We start from the raw sequence: 15,728 nt of genomic DNA on the forward strand, positions 1-15,728 counted from the left end.
GCGCTATGATGCCACAGCGGGACGGTTTTGGGGGATTTGCGCATTGGTTCTGCGAGGCGCATTCCAGGGTTGCGTCTCTGGCGCCGGAGGATTTATCGTCGTGATTATTAACAGAATAAAAAAGTGAGGAGATGGTGAGCGACGTTGCGGCAAATAACATTCTGTCCATCTACAGGCGTCATGCGGATGCCTTTGCCAGCCAGCGCTCTCGTGCACTGTTTGAAAAAAGCTGGCTGGACAAATTCATCTCGGTTATGGGCGGGCAGGGCAGCATTGTGGATATTGGCTGCGGGAACGGTCAGCCGATTGCCGGGTATTTTATCCAGCAAGGTTTTCAGCTCACAGGGATCGATGGTTCCGCAGCGATGTTGGCGCGGGCCCGGCAATCCTTTCCCGCGCAGCGCTGGCTGGAGCAGGATATGCGTGAACTGGCACTCGACGAAACCTTTGCCGGCCTGATTGCGTGGGACAGTTTTTTCCATTTAACCCAGCAAGACCAACGAAAGATGTTCCCAATTTTTGACCGGCTTAGCCATCCCGGCAGCGCGCTGATGTTTACCAGCGGTACCGGGAATGGCATTGCTATGGGGCAATTTGAAGGCGAGCCGCTATTTCACGCCAGCCTTGCACCTGATGAATATCGCGCATTGCTCTCAGCGCACGGCTTTACGGTGATTGAAATGGTGATGGAAGATCCGGAATGCGCAGGGCACACGGTGTGGCTGGCGAAAAAAAGCTAAACGCCGCGAAAGGTTTTGCGCCATTCGGCGGGGCTGACGCCGAAATGAGATTTAAAATGCTGACGCCAGGTGACAGGCGACTGAAAACCGACCTGTTCGGCGATGCGTTCAACGGGCAACTGACTGGACTCCAGTAGCGCCTGGCTGCGGCGAAGACGCTCGACAATCAACCACTCTGCCACGCTCGACCCGGTGGCTTTCATAAAGTGACGGGTTAACGTGCGACGGCTCATCATCACCCGCTGCGCCAGCGCATCGAGACTATGCTGTTCGTGGATATGCAGGCGTAAATAATCAAGCAGCGCATTGATGCGCTGATCCTGGGTGTTTTTCGCCACTGGCTGTTCGATAAATTGGGCCTGACCACCTTCGCGATGCGGCGGCACAATCATCCGCCGCGCAATCTGATTCGCTACCGTGCTGCCAAAACGTTGGCGGATCACGTACAAACAGCAATCCAGCGCGGCGGCAGTGCCTGCGGAGGTAATAATACCGTCGTCATCCACATACAGAGCGTTGATATCCAGACGCGCCGCCGGGAAGCGGGCCTGGAAATCCTGCTCGAACTCCCAGTGCGTGGCCGCCCGTTTGCCATCCAGCAGACCGGCATAGCCGAGGACAAATGCGCCCAGACACAGCCCGACCATTTGCGCGCCGTTTTGCCGCGCACGGTTGAGCGCATCAAGCAACCCCTGCGGCGGGCGATGTGAGGTCGTGCCCCAGTAAGGGATCACCACGATGTCGGCTGCCTCCACCGCTTCATAGCCATAAGCTGCGTTAATCGAGAAACCGTCCTTCGAGGAAACAATACCGGGCTGTTCGGCGCACAATTGCACGTCGAAGCGCTTTTTCGCCGCCACTTTGTCACTGAAAATGATGCACGGCACCGAGAAGTGAAACGGGCTGAAATCTTCCACGGCGACAATAGCGACGGTAAGTGGCTGCATACGATTCCTCTGCGGATATTAAAACGTCAGGGTTTCACCATCTTCCGGCACGTTGACGCATTGCGCAATCTGGTTGTCGCTGGCGTATGCTTTCAGCGCGGCGCGGGTCAACAAACAGTGGTTTATCGCCTCCATATGCGTGGCCACAATTTGTGCATTGGGAAGCGTGAAGTGGGTTTTTAGTACATCTTCTGCGCCCATAATAATTGGGCCAAAACCGATGACGTGGGCAAAACCTGCGTTCAAAATCACCACATCCGGCTGGAAAGTCAGCATGTTGGCTTCCACTTCGTCACGCCAGATAGTGTCCCCAACCAGATACAGCGTTTTTTCCGCCGGATGCTGAAAGATAACCCCGCAGGCATCGCCTAAACGTTCCGCCATTTGCGGGATGGCGTAAGCGCGATCTGAGCCATGCTGGCCGCCTGTTTTACGCAGGGTGATGTCGCCCAGCGTGGTATTGTGTGTCAGTACATTAAGTTGGGTGAAACCCTGATCTCGCAGCACCTGCGCATCCTGCTCATTTTGCACGTAAATCGGTTTGTCTTTCGGCACGACGCGTGCGGCAACCTCATCCCAGTGATCTTCATGCAGATGCGTCACGATCAGGGCATCGACGTTAAGCAGATTATCAATATTAACAGGCAGATCGACGGTCGGATTGCGGATCTCCGCACGTGCCGTTCCGGCAAAGCCCGGATAAGCACCTTTTGCCGCCAGCATTGGATCGATTAGAAAGGTTTTGCCACCAAAGGTGATGCACTGCGTGGCGTTGCGGATTTGCGTGATGTTCATGGTGATTGCTCCACGTGTTGGGTCAGTGGTGTCATCGTAGAGTGTTGTGCATAAGTTGAATGTGGGCAAATGGGCGAGTAGCGATGGGATCGGGCCAATTACAGAGGCCGATAATGTAATTAGATTTAAGGTAATTGAATATTTACTTTATAGCTCTCGGGTTAATTCGTTGCTATTGTACCGACCTGAATAAAATACAAATATATACCCGTCATACTTCAAGTTGCATGCTCGTTGGCTTTCCTCGCTCACCCAGTCACTTACTTGAGTAAGCTCCTGGGGATTCTCTGCGTCGCCGCCTTCCTGCAACTCGAATTATTTAGGGTATATAAATAAAGATTAATTAAATGCGAAGCGGCTTCAAAAAGTATATTGGTTAAATGCAATATATTGCAGCCAATAAAACAGATCGCGAACTATGAAATAAGAATGCTATCATTCACATCAGACGCGGCAGACAACTGCTGGCACAGGCATTCACCCCGGAGCACCTCATGAACAACGACATTCCGCTAAAATATTATGATATCGCCGACGAGTACGCGACCGAAGCCGCAAAGCCGGTAAGCGATGCCGAACGCGACGCGCTGGCGCACTACTTTCAGCAACTGATCACCCGTTTAATGAACAATGAAGAAATTAGCGAAGAAGCGCAGCAGGAGATGGCAACCGTGGCCGGTGTCGACGCGCAGCGTATCGACGATATCGCAGAGTTCCTCAATCGCTGGGGTAACGAGTAGCCAAAGACGTGGTCTGTGTTTTACACTGCGCGCAAATTCAGTAGATATACTCTGCGAGTATTAGATTTAATCAGGTGGAAACAGCAATGAACGGAACAATCACAACGTGGTTTAAAGATAAAGGCTTTGGATTTATCAAAGATGAAAATGGCGAAAACCGCTATTTTCATGTGATTAAGGTTGCTAATCCTGAGCTGATCAAGAAAGACGCGGCGGTAACCTTTGAACCGACCACCAACAACAAAGGTCTGTCTGCCTATGCGGTGAAGGTCATACCAGACAGTAAATACATCTATATCGCTGGCGAACGTCTGAAGCTCACGGCGATCAAGTCGTACCTGGTATACAGCGAAGAAGTCCCTGTCGAGACCCGTATTGATAAAGAAAATGCGGTGCTGTCTGTCGGCGTGCTGATGAACAGTATCCGGCCGAAATCAGAGGTGAAGCCAGGTGAAATGCGTAAACTGAAAAAACTGGCTATCACCACTTTCCAGGGCACGACGCTGATTTTCTCCGAAGATGAAATCGACATCGAGGCGACAGTGAAACTGCTTAAGGTCTGAAGCTCTTCAGACTGATAAGTGCCGCAACTCTGCTATCCATTGCCCCATGCGGATGTTGTTGCTCTGAGCGCTGAGGATGTTAGAAACCGCTCGCTCAGAGCAGAAAACGTTATTCAATAGCTGAAGCCGTTGCTGGCTCCGCGTCCTTATTATTGCTGAGGTCCAATTAGTTAGGATAAAAACAAAAGAAGCAGGACGGAGTCTGGTAATAATCTATTCATAATGTTAATTATTGATTAAATAAAAGTAGCATCTCATGAAGTTGGGGTATTTTTATTTCTCATAGACGAGAATTTACACATCATGATATAATATGGTGGAGAAAACTCGCGGTTTATTAATCTGCGCGTAATGTAAATAAATTTTCGGGGAGTGCATTCCAGTGGGACGTAAATGGGCCAATATTGTTGGTAAAAAAACGGCTAAAGACGGTGCAACGTCTAAAGTATATTCAAAATTCGGTGTGGAAATCTATGCTGCTGCTAAACAAGGTGATCCAGACCCAGAATTAAACACTGCTTTAAAATTCGTTATTGAACGTGCGAAACAAGCCCAGGTTCCCAAGCACGTTATTGATAAAGCGATTGATAAAGCCAAAGGTGGCAGCGACGAAACGTTCATGCAAGGGCGTTATGAAGGCTTTGGTCCAAGTGGTTCCATGATTATCGCTGAAACCCTGACTTCAAACGTTAACCGCACAATTGCTAATATTCGTTCAATCTTCAATAAAAAAGGCGGGAATATCGGGGCGGCAGGTTCTGTCAGCTACATGTTTGACAATACTGGTGTGATCGTATTTAAAGGCACTGATCCTGACCACATTTTTGAAACTTTGCTTGAAGCTGAAGTCGATGTTCGTGATGTCACCGAAGATGAAGGCAATATCATTATTTATACTGAGTCTACCGACCTTCATAAAGGCATTGCAGCGTTAAAAGCAGCGGGAATTACAGAGTTCTCAACAACAGAATTAGAAATGATTGCTCAATCAGAAATTGAACTGTCGGCAGAAGATTTAGAAATCTTTGCAGGGCTTGTTGATGCCCTTGAAGATGACGATGATGTTCAAAAAGTATATCATAACGTTGCAAATCTCTAATTCTAAATTAAAGAAATCTGTCATTGTGGCAGATTTTTTTAACGAATAGATTTGTTATAAAAAGTATATCTGGCCAGACAGTACGGCAGAAAAAAGTAAATATCTGCTGGCTCAATTTTGGCTCTGTCTCGCCAGCCACTGACCGACGATAGGCCATAATTTCTCCGCACTTCGCGTCCGAAAAAAGCCCATGTGTCCCACGGAAGAAAGACCAAAATCTGCGTGCCGAATTTCGCGATGTTCGATTTTTGCGTTTTGCACTGGCTCCATCAGGGATGCAATGGCTTCAGGGTTAGCCCACGGATCGTCATCAAAACCCATCACCAGTAAAGGTAAGGTTATCTTACTTGCCCGTTGACGTGCATCCCAGTCTGGATCGTCGTAGAAATAACCCGGCATTGCGCTCCAGCGTCCCCACTGAAGCATCACGGGAGCAGGCAAATCTTCGCCCAGTCCAAGGCGCCTGGCAGGCATATACCCGAAGATACGGCAAAGAACCGGGGCCAGAACACGCAGCAGGCACCAGACCCGCACCTTCTCTGCCGTTTGTTTTATTGTGCTCGTCACCCCGGCATGGGAGGCCACAATGACGGCCGCGTGCAGGGCGGAGGTGGCCGCGGAAAGCAGAACAGCATGTCCGCCGACACTGTGTCCTACCGCCAGCAGGTTAAGTCCGGGGAAATGCGTTTTAGCCCAGGCAGTAATGCAGCCTACATCCTGCTCGATCCAGTCTGACATCGAGATGCTGTAGCTACGGAGCTTCCCGGATTTTGAGCGGCCCATTCCACGGTAATCGTAAGTGATGACACTGAATCCCTGATTAAAAAGGTACTCTGCGAATCCCTTATAAAACGCCTGTACCACCGCCGTGGCTGGGTGGAGAATAACGATCGCTTTGGCATCGCTTCTTTCCCAGATCGTGGCAGACAGAAATCCGCCTTCATTGACGGGTATTAATATTGAATTCATTCGTAGAGCCTTATCTTTGTGGTCATACCAGTGAGTTCTGAATTCAATGTAGCTTTAACTACCAAATTTAGCGATTTTTTTTGTTCTGTATCCCGGCCTCGTTAAAGGAGACCGTGAATAGTGTAAGGCTATTTTAGCTTTCCTCTCAGCGCTTCATAGACCTCAAGCGCTTTCTGCACATTCGTCTCATTCAACGATATCTCCGAGATGTCGATAAACCAGGTTCCTGAGCTATTGGTGATCTATCTAAAATCTAATAATCAGGATAATCCTGTTAATTTTACAGAATATGTAGTTATATTATGTAAATGCGTTTCGTTAATCGCCAAATGATTCCAAATAACTCCAAATATTAACCATATTTAGTAGCAATCCATAGCCACTTGAAAACAACAAACTGTTGTAAAAAAATAATAGTAAAGTAACATATGACTAATCAAAGAGGATGATCATGTCTGTTACTCTGCAGTGGAAAAATACAAGCATTCATCCATCAAAACTATAATGCCGGGATGAATAAATAAAAATGGGTAGAAATAATAAACGAAAGGCTCCGCAATCTAATCCGTCAAAAAAAAAGCCAAAGGATAAGAATGTGCCTAAACCTTTTCTCAAAAAAATTAGTAGTTTTATTTTATGGCTCTCCGCTACTGGTGGACTTACATTTGCTGTTACCTATGTTTTCGATTTTTTGACTGGAGATGTAGAGGTCAGGTACGTTAAATCTTCTGGAAGAAGTTATGAATTTAACTTGACGAATAAAAGTTCTACCGACCAGATTATTGAGACTTTCAGAATAGTTCCTGATTTTGAACAAAAGGTAATATATAAAATAACAAAAGATATCACCGGTGTTTTTACTAAGGATGGTGTGTCAATTCCTGGTGGAAATATATCTTCTATGCCTGCGTATGAGTATAAAGAGATGAATGGCTATGTATTGGCAGCGAAGTCTGATGTGAATTTCTTTGTTCCACCTTTGGTTGCGAGGAATTATGTAGAGCCGGAGTATGTTGTAGTATTTGCTGAATATAGAACGAAGTCAAATAATAAATACATGGCAAAACTTGAATCTGCGTTAATAAAACTAAAGCTTAGAGATGGTGTTAAACGTCAAAAATATTTAATTGTTAATAATTTCTGGACTCCAATAAGCAATAGCAATTTTATCGATGCAGTAAAAATCGCTTGCCGAGATGATGACGTCTTTGCAAAAACGGAAGAATGTAAAAAATATATTAATAATTGATTTTTTGTTTTTTTGTGAGAAGGGTTTGGTGGTTGTTACTCTGAACTTCTGGTCTCTGTATATTATATGTATGTATTAAAGTGACATCAAAAAATAGGAAATTTTCAAGCCTGGAGGTAAGATGAAAAATTTAATATTTATTGTAGATGAAGATCTTCAAGATGAACCCTCGACCGAAGAAATAATCACGACGCTAATTTCTGATGGCGAAGAAATACCTCTCGAAAATACAGTAAAAAAAGGAAAGTCATTTACCTCTTCTAAAGGAAACTGCGAGACAGAAAATAGTGATCGTAAAATGATAAATCCTTTAGTGGCCAATATTGCGCTTGAAATGGCTGCGAGATTGTTACCATTACCTGTTGCAGTTCTTGTGAACGCAGCACCTGCCGCTTATTCTTTATATCAATTATTTTCAAAGAAAGATGAAGAAGATGTTTCTGTTGCCAGCTTGAAGCAATCTGCAAGTTCTTTTGATAAATATTTAAAGCGTATAAGTATGACTATCGATATGACCTCAAAGGAAAATTACCGTTTTCAACCTGGTCATCCTCAGATAAATCAAGCTTACATCAGACACCCTCTGTCAGAGGATAATGACTCTAAAAAGGATCTTTATATCCTCAGTGATAGCTTAGATGATATCCTGCTTCAGGAACGAGAGGCTGAGATGATAAGAGTATTTGTAAGTCTGGGGGCGACGAAAATAGAATTTCGCAAAGAAAATAAATCGAATTTATTAAGTGATGCTAAAGCAGAAATTGATACTGCATTACCTGTTAGTTCAGCTGAGACTAGCATGAAATTAAATTCCGCGACCACGGATATCGGTAGCGCTAAACGAGTTATTACTTTAGCTGGTTGTGAATGGAAAAAAGGTAGGGAACTTGATAGATCAGCATTTAGTTGGTTACCGTATGAACCATCATGGGAAAGCATTGTATTTGCAAGGGAAAAGGGTGGTTGCCTTAGTGCAGAACTGGAATTAAAAAAGAAGAGCGTATTCTCATCGACTAAAGAGGGACGCTTAGGATTTGGCATGAATGCGTTCACAGGTTCAGTAGGCGCAAGCGTGGATCTCAATCGAGAGCAAGATGAGAACTATACTGTTTATGTTGAGTTTAATCAGCCAGTGTAATATGCCATTTTAATTTCAATCTTGTTGGCAATTGTCGATTGCTTAATCGATGATTGCCATTTATGTGCGACAATATAGTGTAAACTAACCTAAATGACATGAAGTCGCTATTTGCCCCTGCCATCCTCAAGCCTGACGCTCCGATACCTAACAAATGTGATCTACTTCACCTCCCGGCAACCAAAATCTCCTGTGACTCAACGCCGTCCTCTATCTGTTTCGCCACTTTTTGTAAGGCCGGAAGATGCTTTTCCGCTGCCTGTTCAATGGTCATGGCGCTGGCTATATACACCAGGTTCAGACAACCGATAACCCGCTGTTCGCTGCGGATGGGAACGGCGATGGAGGCGATTTTTTCTTCCTGATCCCACCCGCGATAGTTCTGTCCAAAGCCGTCTTTACGTGCGCGGGCCAGAATAGCGTCGAGTTTCAGCGGTTCGCGGGCTAACTGGAACTCTTCTCCCGGTCTTGAGGCCAGCATTTCAATCAGTTCCTGACGTTCATTCTCCGGGCAAAATGCCAGCCAGGTCAGGCCGGAGGCGGTTTTCAGCAGCGGTAATCGACGTCCGACCATCGCCCGGTGAAATGACAGACGGCTGAAGCGGTGGGTGGTTTCACGTACTACCATCGCGTCAACGTCCAGTGTGGACACGTCGGTCGGCCAGATGACTTCGCGCAGCAAATCCCCCAACAGCGGGGCGGCGAGCGCAGAAATCCACTGCTCGTCACGAAATCCCTCGCTGAGCTGACGGACTTTAATGGTTAAGCGAAAGCTGTCATCGGACAGGCTGCGCCGGACGTACCCCTCATCCTGCAACGTTTCCAGCAGACGTCTGACCGTGGTGCGGTGCAGGCCGCTTAGCTCGGCAAGCAGGGCAACGCTGGCCCCACCGTCAAGCCGATTTAACATATTTAATAACATTAACCCGCGCGTTAATCCGCGCACGGTTTTGTATTCAGTACCGTTGTCACTTTTCATATTCATTGACAAATCTACATATAAAACAACGTTGTGCACTTAGTGCACATCCAGGCATGTTTTGATTGTAGCGCAAAAACTCACTTCTATACTGACCGCACAATAAAAATTATTCACATATTTTTAACAAAACAAATTGCGCCTCACCAGGGCCTGCAATTGCGTTTTGTCCGAGTAGTGAGGTTCTGAAATGACAACTATAAATCCTGATATCCAACCCGCAGTGCAGCACACCGTGCAGGTAGCGATTGCTGGAGCCGGCCCGGTAGGGCTGATGATGGCGAATTATCTTGGTCAGATGGGTATTGAGGTGCTGGTGGTAGAGAAGCTCGACACGCTGATCGACTATCCCCGCGCCATCGGTATTGACGATGAAGCGCTGCGCACCATGCAGTCCGTTGGTCTGGTCGAGAACGTTTTGCCACACACCACGCCGTGGCACGCGATGCGCTTTCTTACCCCGAAAGGCCGCTGCTTTGCCGATATCCAGCCGATGACCGACGAATTTGGCTGGTCGCGCCGCAATGCGTTCATTCAGCCGCAGGTAGATGTGGTGATGCTGGAAGGGCTGTCACGTTTTCCCAACGTGCGTTGCCTGTTTTCTCGCGAACTGGAAGCCTTCAGCCAGCAAAATGGCAAAGTGACGCTGAACCTGAAAGCGCCGGACGGTCAGCGGGAAACGGTGAAGGCCCAGTGGCTGGTGGCCTGCGACGGTGGCGCCAGCAACGTCAGGCGCTCGCTGAATGTGCCATTTGAAGGTAAAACCGCGCCGAATCAGTGGATTGTAGTGGATATCGCCAACGATCCGCTGAGTACGCCGCATGTGTACCTGTGCTGCGATCCGGTGCGCCCGTATGTTTCTGCCGCGCTGCCGCATGCGGTGCGCCGCTTTGAATTTATGGTGATGCCGGGAGAAACCGAAGCCCAGCTTAGCGAGCCGCAGAATATGCGCCAACTCTTGAGCAAAGTGCTGCCGAACCCGGATAACGTCGAGCTGATCCGCCAGCGCGTGTACACCCATAACGCCCGGCTGGCCGAACGCTTTCGTATTGACCGTGTGTTGCTGGCGGGCGACGCGGCGCACATTATGCCGGTCTGGCAGGGGCAGGGGTACAACAGCGGTATGCGCGATGCCTTCAATCTGGCGTGGAAACTGGCGCTGGTGATTAATGGCAAAGCCGGTGATGCGTTGCTGGATACCTACCAGCAGGAGCGCCGCGATCACGCCAAAGCGATGATCGATTTGTCGGTTACCGCTGGCAACGTGCTGGCGCCGCCAAAACGCTGGCACGGCGCGGTACGCGACGGAGTTTCCTGGCTGCTGAACTACATCCCACCGGTAAAACGTTACTTCCTTGAAATGCGCTTTAAGCCGATGCCGCAGTACCACATCGGGGCGTTGGTGCGTGAAGGTGACGCGAAAACCTCGCCAGTCGGCAAGATGTTTATCCAGCCGAAGGTCACGCTGGAAACCGGCGAAGTGACGTTGCTCGACAACGTCATCGGCCCGAATTTCGCGGTGATTGGCTGGGGCTGTAATCCGCTGTGGGGCATGAGTGAAGTGCAGATCCAACAGTGGCAGGCGCTGGGGACGCGGTTTATCCAGGTGGTGCCGGATACGCAGATACATACCGATCAGGATAACCATGACGGCGTTATCCGCATTGGCGATACGCAAAACCGTCTGCGCGCGTGGTTTGCCCAACACAATGCCGCACTGGTGGTGATGCGCCCGGACCGCTTCGTGGCCGCCATCGCTATTCCGCAAACCCTGGGCAACACCCTGAATAAACTGGCGTCGGTGATGACGCTTACCCGCGTAAATACCGATCTTCATGTTGAAAAGGTAGCCTGATATGCACGCTTATCTTCACTGTCTTTCCCACTCGCCGCTGGTGGGCTATGTCGACCCGGCGCAGGCCGTGCTTGATGAAGTTAACGGCGTGATCGCCAGCGCCCGCGCACGTATTGCGGCGTTCGACCCTGAGCTGGTGGTGCTGTTTGCCCCCGATCACTACAACGGTTTTTTCTACGATGTGATGCCGCCGTTCTGTTTAGGCGTAGGAGCCACCGCAATCGGCGATTTCGGCAGCGCTGCTGGGGAACTGCCGGTGCCGACCGATCTCGCTGAAGCCTGCGCCCATGCGGTGATGAAAAGCGGTATCGATCTTGCCGTGTCCTACAACATGCAGGTCGATCACGGCTTTGCGCAGCCGCTGGAGTTTTTGCTCGGTGGCCTGGATAAGGTCCCGGTGTTACCGGTGTTTATTAACGGCGTCGCCACGCCGCTGCCGGGCTTTCAGCGTACCCGCATGCTCGGTGAAGCCATTGGTCGTTTTGCCAGTTCGCTGAATAAACGCGTGCTGTTTTTAGGTTCTGGTGGACTGTCGCATCAGCCACCGGTGCCGGAGCTGGCGAAGGCCGATGCCCATATGCGCGACCGTCTGCTCGGCAGCGGCAAACAGTTACCCGAGAACGAGCGTGAATTGCGCCAGCAGCGAGTGATCAGCGCCGCCGAAAAATTTGTGCAAGACCAGCACACACTGCATCCGCTTAACCCCGTCTGGGATAACCGCTTTATGACCCTGCTTGAGCAGGGACGTTTGCAGGAACTGGACGCGGTCAGCAATGAAGAGCTATCCGCGATGGCGGGCAAATCAACGCACGAAGTGAAAACCTGGGTTGCCGCTTTCGCTGCCATTTCTGCCTTTGGCAACTGGCGCAGCGAAGGTCGTTACTATCGCCCGATCCCGGAGTGGATCGCCGGATTCGGCTCCCTGAGCGCCACCACACAGAACTGAAACAGAACTGAATATGCAGGAGAAAATCATGACTTACCAACCGCAAACCGAAGCCGCCACCAGCCGTTTTCTGGAGGTGCAGGAGGCAGGCGAAACCCTGCGCGTACATTTCAATGACTGTGGGCAGGGCGAAGAGACCGTGGTGCTACTGCACGGCTCAGGTCCTGGCGCGACGGGCTGGGCGAACTTCAGCCGCAACATCGATCCGCTGGTTGAAGCCGGATACCGGGTGATCCTGCTGGATTGCCCTGGCTGGGGGAAAAGCGATGGGATCGTTAACCGTGGTTCGCGATCCGATCTCAACGCCCGCATTCTGAAAAGCGTAGTCGATCAGTTGGATATTCAGAAAATCCACCTGCTGGGTAACTCAATGGGCGGACACAGTGCAGTGGCGTTTACTCTCACCTGGCCGGAGCGCGTGGGCAAGCTGGTACTGATGGGCGGTGGAACGGGCGGCATGAGCCTGTTTACCCCGATGCCGACCGAAGGCATCAAGCGTCTGAATCAGCTGTATCGTGAGCCGACCATCGAAAATCTGAAGCTAATGATGGAGATTTTTGTCTTCGATACCAGTGACCTGACTGAAGCGCTGTTTGAGGCGCGCCTGAATAACATGCTGTCGCGCCGCGATCACCTGGAAAACTTTGTCCAGAGCCTGGAAGCCAATCCGAAACAGTTCCCGGATTTCAGTCCGCGGCTGGGTGAAATCAAGGCGCAGACCCTGATTGTCTGGGGCCGCAACGACCGGTTCGTGCCGATGGACGCCGGTCTGCGCCTGCTCTCCGGGATTGCCGGTTCTGAACTGCACATCTACCGCGACTGCGGGCACTGGGCGCAATGGGAACATGCGGATGCATTTAACCAACTGGTGCTGAACTTCCTCGCACGCCCTTAAGGAACTGACATGACGAATCTTAATCTTGAGCAGTTAGCTGCTGATTTACGCCAGGCAGAGGAAAAAGGGGAAGCTATCGCCCCGCTGCGCGAATTGATTGGCGTGGACAATGCCGACGCGGCCTATGCCATTCAGCGCATCAACGTGCAGGACAGTGTGGCGCGCGGGCGGCGCGTGGTTGGGCGAAAAGTGGGGCTTACGCACCCGAAAGTGCAACAGCAATTGGGTGTCGATCAGCCAGACTTCGGCACGCTGTTTGCCGACATGTGCTACGGCGATAACGACACCATTCCGTTTTCGCGTGTACTGCAACCGCGTATTGAAGCGGAAATTGCGCTGGTGCTGAACCGCGATCTGCCCAATGCCGACACCACTTTTGATGAGCTGTATAACGCCATCGAGTGGGTGCTGCCCGCGCTGGAAGTGGTTGGCAGCCGTATCCGCGACTGGTCAATAAAGTTTGTCGATACCGTGGCGGATAACGCCTCCTGCGGCGTGTATGTGGTCGGCGGCCCGGCGCAGCGTCCGGCAGGGTTAGATCTGAAAAACTGCGCGATGAAAATGACGCGCAATCACGAAGAGGTCTCCAGCGGGCGCGGCAGCGAATGTCTGGGGCATCCGATCAACGCCGCCGTCTGGCTGGCGCGCAAAATGGCCAGCCTCGGCGAGCCGCTGCGTGCGGGGGACATCATTCTCACCGGGGCGTTAGGCCCGATGGTAGCAGTGAACGCGGGCGATCGTTTTGAAGCCCATATCGACGGTATTGGTTCAGTTGCCGCCACTTTTTCAGCGGCGGTTACAAAAGGAAGTCAGTCATGAGTAAGCGTAAAGTCGCCATTATCGGCTCCGGTAACATCGGCACCGATTTGATGATTAAAATTCTGCGCCACGGCGTGCATCTGGAGATGGCGGTGATGGTGGGGATTGACCCGCAATCCGATGGTCTGGCGCGCGCCGGACGTATGGGCGTTGCCACCACCCATGAAGGGGTGACCGGGCTTATCGCCATGCCGGAATTTGCCGATATCGACATAGTGTTTGACGCCACCAGCGCGGGCGCACATGTGAAGAACGACGCCCTGCTTCGCGCCGTTAAACCGGGGATCCGCCTGATCGACCTGACGCCCGCGGCGATCGGTCCATACTGCGTGCCGGTGGTGAATCTGGAGGCTAACGTTGACCAGCAGAACGTCAATATGGTGACCTGCGGCGGGCAGGCGACTATCCCGATGGTGGCGGCAGTCTCGCGCGTGGCAAAAGTCCATTACGCCGAAATTATTGCCTCGATCGCCAGTAAATCTGCGGGGCCGGGCACTCGCGCCAATATTGATGAGTTCACCGAAACCACCTCAAAGGCGATTGAAGTGGTCGGCGGCGCCGAAAAAGGTAAAGCCATCATTGTGCTTAACCCGGCCGAACCGCCGCTGATGATGCGCGACACGGTGTATGTACTGAGTGAAGCGGCCTCCGAGATTGAAGTTGAGGCGTCTATCAACGAGATGGCGGCGGCGGTACAGGCCTATGTGCCGGGTTATCGCCTGAAACAGCGCGTGCAGTTTGAAGTCATTCCACAGGATAAACCGGTGAATCTGCCGGGTATCGGCCAGTTCTCCGGGCTGAAAACCGCAGTGTATCTGGAAGTCGAAGGTGCGGCGCACTACCTGCCAGCTTATGCGGGCAACCTCGACATTATGACCTCCAGCGCGCTGGCAACCGCTGAGAAGATGGCGCAGTCACTCACCCGTCAGGCAGGAGAAGCAGCATGAACGGTAAAAAACTCTATATCTCTGACGTGACCCTGCGTGACGGTATGCACGCCATTCGTCACCAGTATTCGCTGGAAAACGTGCGCCAGATTGCGAAAGCGCTGGATGATGCGCGGGTCGATTCTATTGAAGTGGCGCATGGTGATGGTTTACAAGGTTCCAGCTTTAACTACGGCTTTGGCGCGCACAGCGATCTCGAGTGGATTGAAGCGGCGGCGGACGTGGTGCAGCACGCTAAGATCGCCACGCTGTTACTGCCGGGGATCGGTACTATTCACGACCTGAAAAATGCGTATCAGGCCGGGGCGCGGGTAGTACGCGTGGCGACCCACTGCACCGAAGCGGACGTGTCGGCCCAGCATATTCAATATGCACGCGAATTGGGTATGGATACCGTCGGCTTTCTGATGATGAGCCACATGACCACGCCGGAAAATCTGGCGCAGCAGGCGAAGCTGATGGAAACCTACGGCGCGACTTGTATCTACGTGGTCGATTCCGGCGGGGCGATGAACATGAGCGATATTCGCGCCCGCTTCCGCGCCCTGAAAGCGGTGCTGAAGCCGGAGACGGAAACCGGAATGCATGCGCACCACAACCTCAGTCTCGGCGTGGCGAACTCGATTGCCGCGGTGGAAGAGGGCTGCGATCGTATCGACGCCAGCCTGGCGGGGATGGGCGCAGGCGCGGGCAATGCGCCGCTGGAAGTGTTTATTGCTGCTGCGGATAAGCTCGGCTGGCAGCACGGCACCGATCTGTATGCGCTGATGGATGCCGCCGACGATCTGGTGCGTCCGCTGCAGGACCGCCCGGTGCGGGTGGATCGCGAAACGCTGGCGCTGGGCTACGCTGGGGTGTACTCCAGCTTCCTGCGTCATTGCGAAGTGGCGGCGGCGCGTTATGGCCTGAGCGCGGTCGATATTCTGGTTGAACTGGGCAAGCGCCGAATGGTGGGCGGCCAGGAAGATATGATCGTCGACGTGGCGCTGGATCTGCGTAACAGCAAATAAAAATGATTACGCGGCTGGCAATGTATCAGCCGCGATT

The 15,728-nt window shown here is 51.3% G+C and carries 16 protein-coding genes; 12 read left to right on the top strand and 4 right to left on the bottom strand.

Going from position 1 to position 15,728, the window contains the following annotated elements; translation table 11 throughout:
- Positions 1-131: 131 nt before the first annotated feature.
- The gene (locus FDW96_RS18430) at positions 132-740 is read left to right on the top strand and encodes a class I SAM-dependent methyltransferase (protein WP_072277024.1); all 609 of its coding nucleotides are present in this window, start codon (positions 132-134) and stop codon (positions 738-740) included.
- Here the strand turns inward: FDW96_RS18430 and FDW96_RS18435 are convergent.
- A complete protein-coding gene (locus tag FDW96_RS18435) occupies positions 737-1,687 on the bottom strand; it encodes a GlxA family transcriptional regulator (RefSeq protein ID WP_137366106.1) in 951 nt (316 codons plus the stop codon). The genes FDW96_RS18430 and FDW96_RS18435 overlap by 4 nt on opposite strands.
- A gap of 18 nt (positions 1,688-1,705) precedes the next feature.
- The gene (locus tag FDW96_RS18440) at positions 1,706-2,482 is read right to left on the bottom strand and encodes an MBL fold metallo-hydrolase (RefSeq protein WP_042310261.1); all 777 of its coding nucleotides are present in this window, start codon (positions 2,480-2,482) and stop codon (positions 1,706-1,708) included.
- A gap of 494 nt (positions 2,483-2,976) precedes the next feature.
- Here FDW96_RS18440 and FDW96_RS18445 point away from each other — a divergent pair, with 494 nt between their 5' ends.
- From FDW96_RS18445 to FDW96_RS18455, 3 genes are all read left to right on the top strand, one after another.
- Entirely contained in the window at positions 2,977-3,222 is a 246-nt protein-coding gene (locus tag FDW96_RS18445) for a YmjA family protein (protein WP_042310259.1), read from the top strand.
- A gap of 86 nt (positions 3,223-3,308) precedes the next feature.
- The gene (locus FDW96_RS18450) at positions 3,309-3,785 is read left to right on the top strand and encodes a cold-shock protein (protein WP_042310257.1); all 477 of its coding nucleotides are present in this window, start codon (positions 3,309-3,311) and stop codon (positions 3,783-3,785) included.
- 382 nt (positions 3,786-4,167) lie between these two features.
- Positions 4,168-4,884, top strand: coding sequence for a YebC/PmpR family DNA-binding transcriptional regulator (locus FDW96_RS18455; protein WP_042310255.1), 717 nt, complete (start codon positions 4,168-4,170; stop codon positions 4,882-4,884).
- A gap of 111 nt (positions 4,885-4,995) precedes the next feature.
- On the opposite strand, the gene FDW96_RS18460 is transcribed toward FDW96_RS18455, so the two are convergent.
- On the bottom strand, positions 4,996-5,853 hold the full coding sequence (locus FDW96_RS18460) for an alpha/beta fold hydrolase (protein WP_137366107.1): 858 nt from the start codon (positions 5,851-5,853) through the stop codon (positions 4,996-4,998).
- Positions 5,854-6,379: 526 nt separating this feature from the next.
- Between FDW96_RS18460 and FDW96_RS18465 the strand changes: the two genes are divergently transcribed.
- Both FDW96_RS18465 and FDW96_RS18470 read left to right on the top strand, forming a co-directional pair.
- Positions 6,380-7,102 carry a hypothetical protein gene (locus tag FDW96_RS18465; RefSeq protein WP_137366108.1) on the top strand — a complete coding sequence of 241 codons (723 nt, stop codon included), beginning with the start codon at positions 6,380-6,382 and terminating at the stop codon, positions 7,100-7,102.
- Positions 7,103-7,223: 121 nt separating this feature from the next.
- Positions 7,224-8,240: a hypothetical protein gene (locus FDW96_RS18470; protein WP_137366109.1), complete on the top strand. Its 1,017-nt coding sequence runs from the start codon at positions 7,224-7,226 to the stop codon at positions 8,238-8,240.
- A 166-nt stretch (positions 8,241-8,406) separates the two neighbouring features.
- Here the strand turns inward: FDW96_RS18470 and FDW96_RS18475 are convergent, their stop codons facing one another.
- Positions 8,407-9,219 (bottom strand): DNA-binding transcriptional regulator, encoded by an 813-nt coding sequence (locus FDW96_RS18475; protein WP_061381692.1) that lies wholly within the window; start codon positions 9,217-9,219, stop codon positions 8,407-8,409.
- A 190-nt stretch (positions 9,220-9,409) separates the two neighbouring features.
- On the opposite strand from FDW96_RS18475, the gene FDW96_RS18480 reads away from it, so the two are divergent.
- The 6 genes from FDW96_RS18480 to mhpE are packed head-to-tail and all read left to right on the top strand — an operon-like array spanning position 9,410 to position 15,691.
- The gene (locus tag FDW96_RS18480) at positions 9,410-11,074 is read left to right on the top strand and encodes a bifunctional 3-(3-hydroxy-phenyl)propionate/3-hydroxycinnamic acid hydroxylase (protein ID WP_137366110.1); all 1,665 of its coding nucleotides are present in this window, start codon (positions 9,410-9,412) and stop codon (positions 11,072-11,074) included.
- A 1-nt stretch (position 11,075) separates the two neighbouring features.
- Complete coding sequence (mhpB, locus tag FDW96_RS18485) at positions 11,076-12,020, top strand: 2,3-dihydroxyphenylpropionate/2,3-dihydroxicinnamic acid 1,2-dioxygenase (protein WP_038638031.1); 945 nt, start codon at positions 11,076-11,078, stop codon at positions 12,018-12,020.
- A 28-nt stretch (positions 12,021-12,048) separates the two neighbouring features.
- Positions 12,049-12,915, top strand: a complete 867-nt coding sequence (mhpC, locus tag FDW96_RS18490; RefSeq protein ID WP_079225288.1) for a 2-hydroxy-6-oxonona-2,4-dienedioate hydrolase — start codon at positions 12,049-12,051, stop codon at positions 12,913-12,915.
- 9 nt (positions 12,916-12,924) lie between these two features.
- Positions 12,925-13,734, top strand: coding sequence for a 2-keto-4-pentenoate hydratase (gene mhpD, locus FDW96_RS18495; protein WP_137360360.1), 810 nt, complete (start codon positions 12,925-12,927; stop codon positions 13,732-13,734).
- Entirely contained in the window at positions 13,731-14,681 is a 951-nt protein-coding gene (gene mhpF / locus FDW96_RS18500) for an acetaldehyde dehydrogenase (protein WP_137349040.1), read from the top strand. The genes mhpD and mhpF overlap by 4 nt, the downstream gene beginning before the upstream one ends.
- Entirely contained in the window at positions 14,678-15,691 is a 1,014-nt protein-coding gene (gene mhpE, locus FDW96_RS18505) for a 4-hydroxy-2-oxovalerate aldolase (RefSeq protein ID WP_137366111.1), read from the top strand. Before mhpF ends, mhpE begins: the two co-directional genes overlap by 4 nt.
- Positions 15,692-15,728: the final 37 nt, after the last annotated feature.

The organism is Citrobacter sp. TBCS-15 (genome assembly GCF_005280815.1).
In the GTDB taxonomy this organism is placed as follows: Bacteria; Pseudomonadota; Gammaproteobacteria; order Enterobacterales; family Enterobacteriaceae; genus Citrobacter; species Citrobacter werkmanii.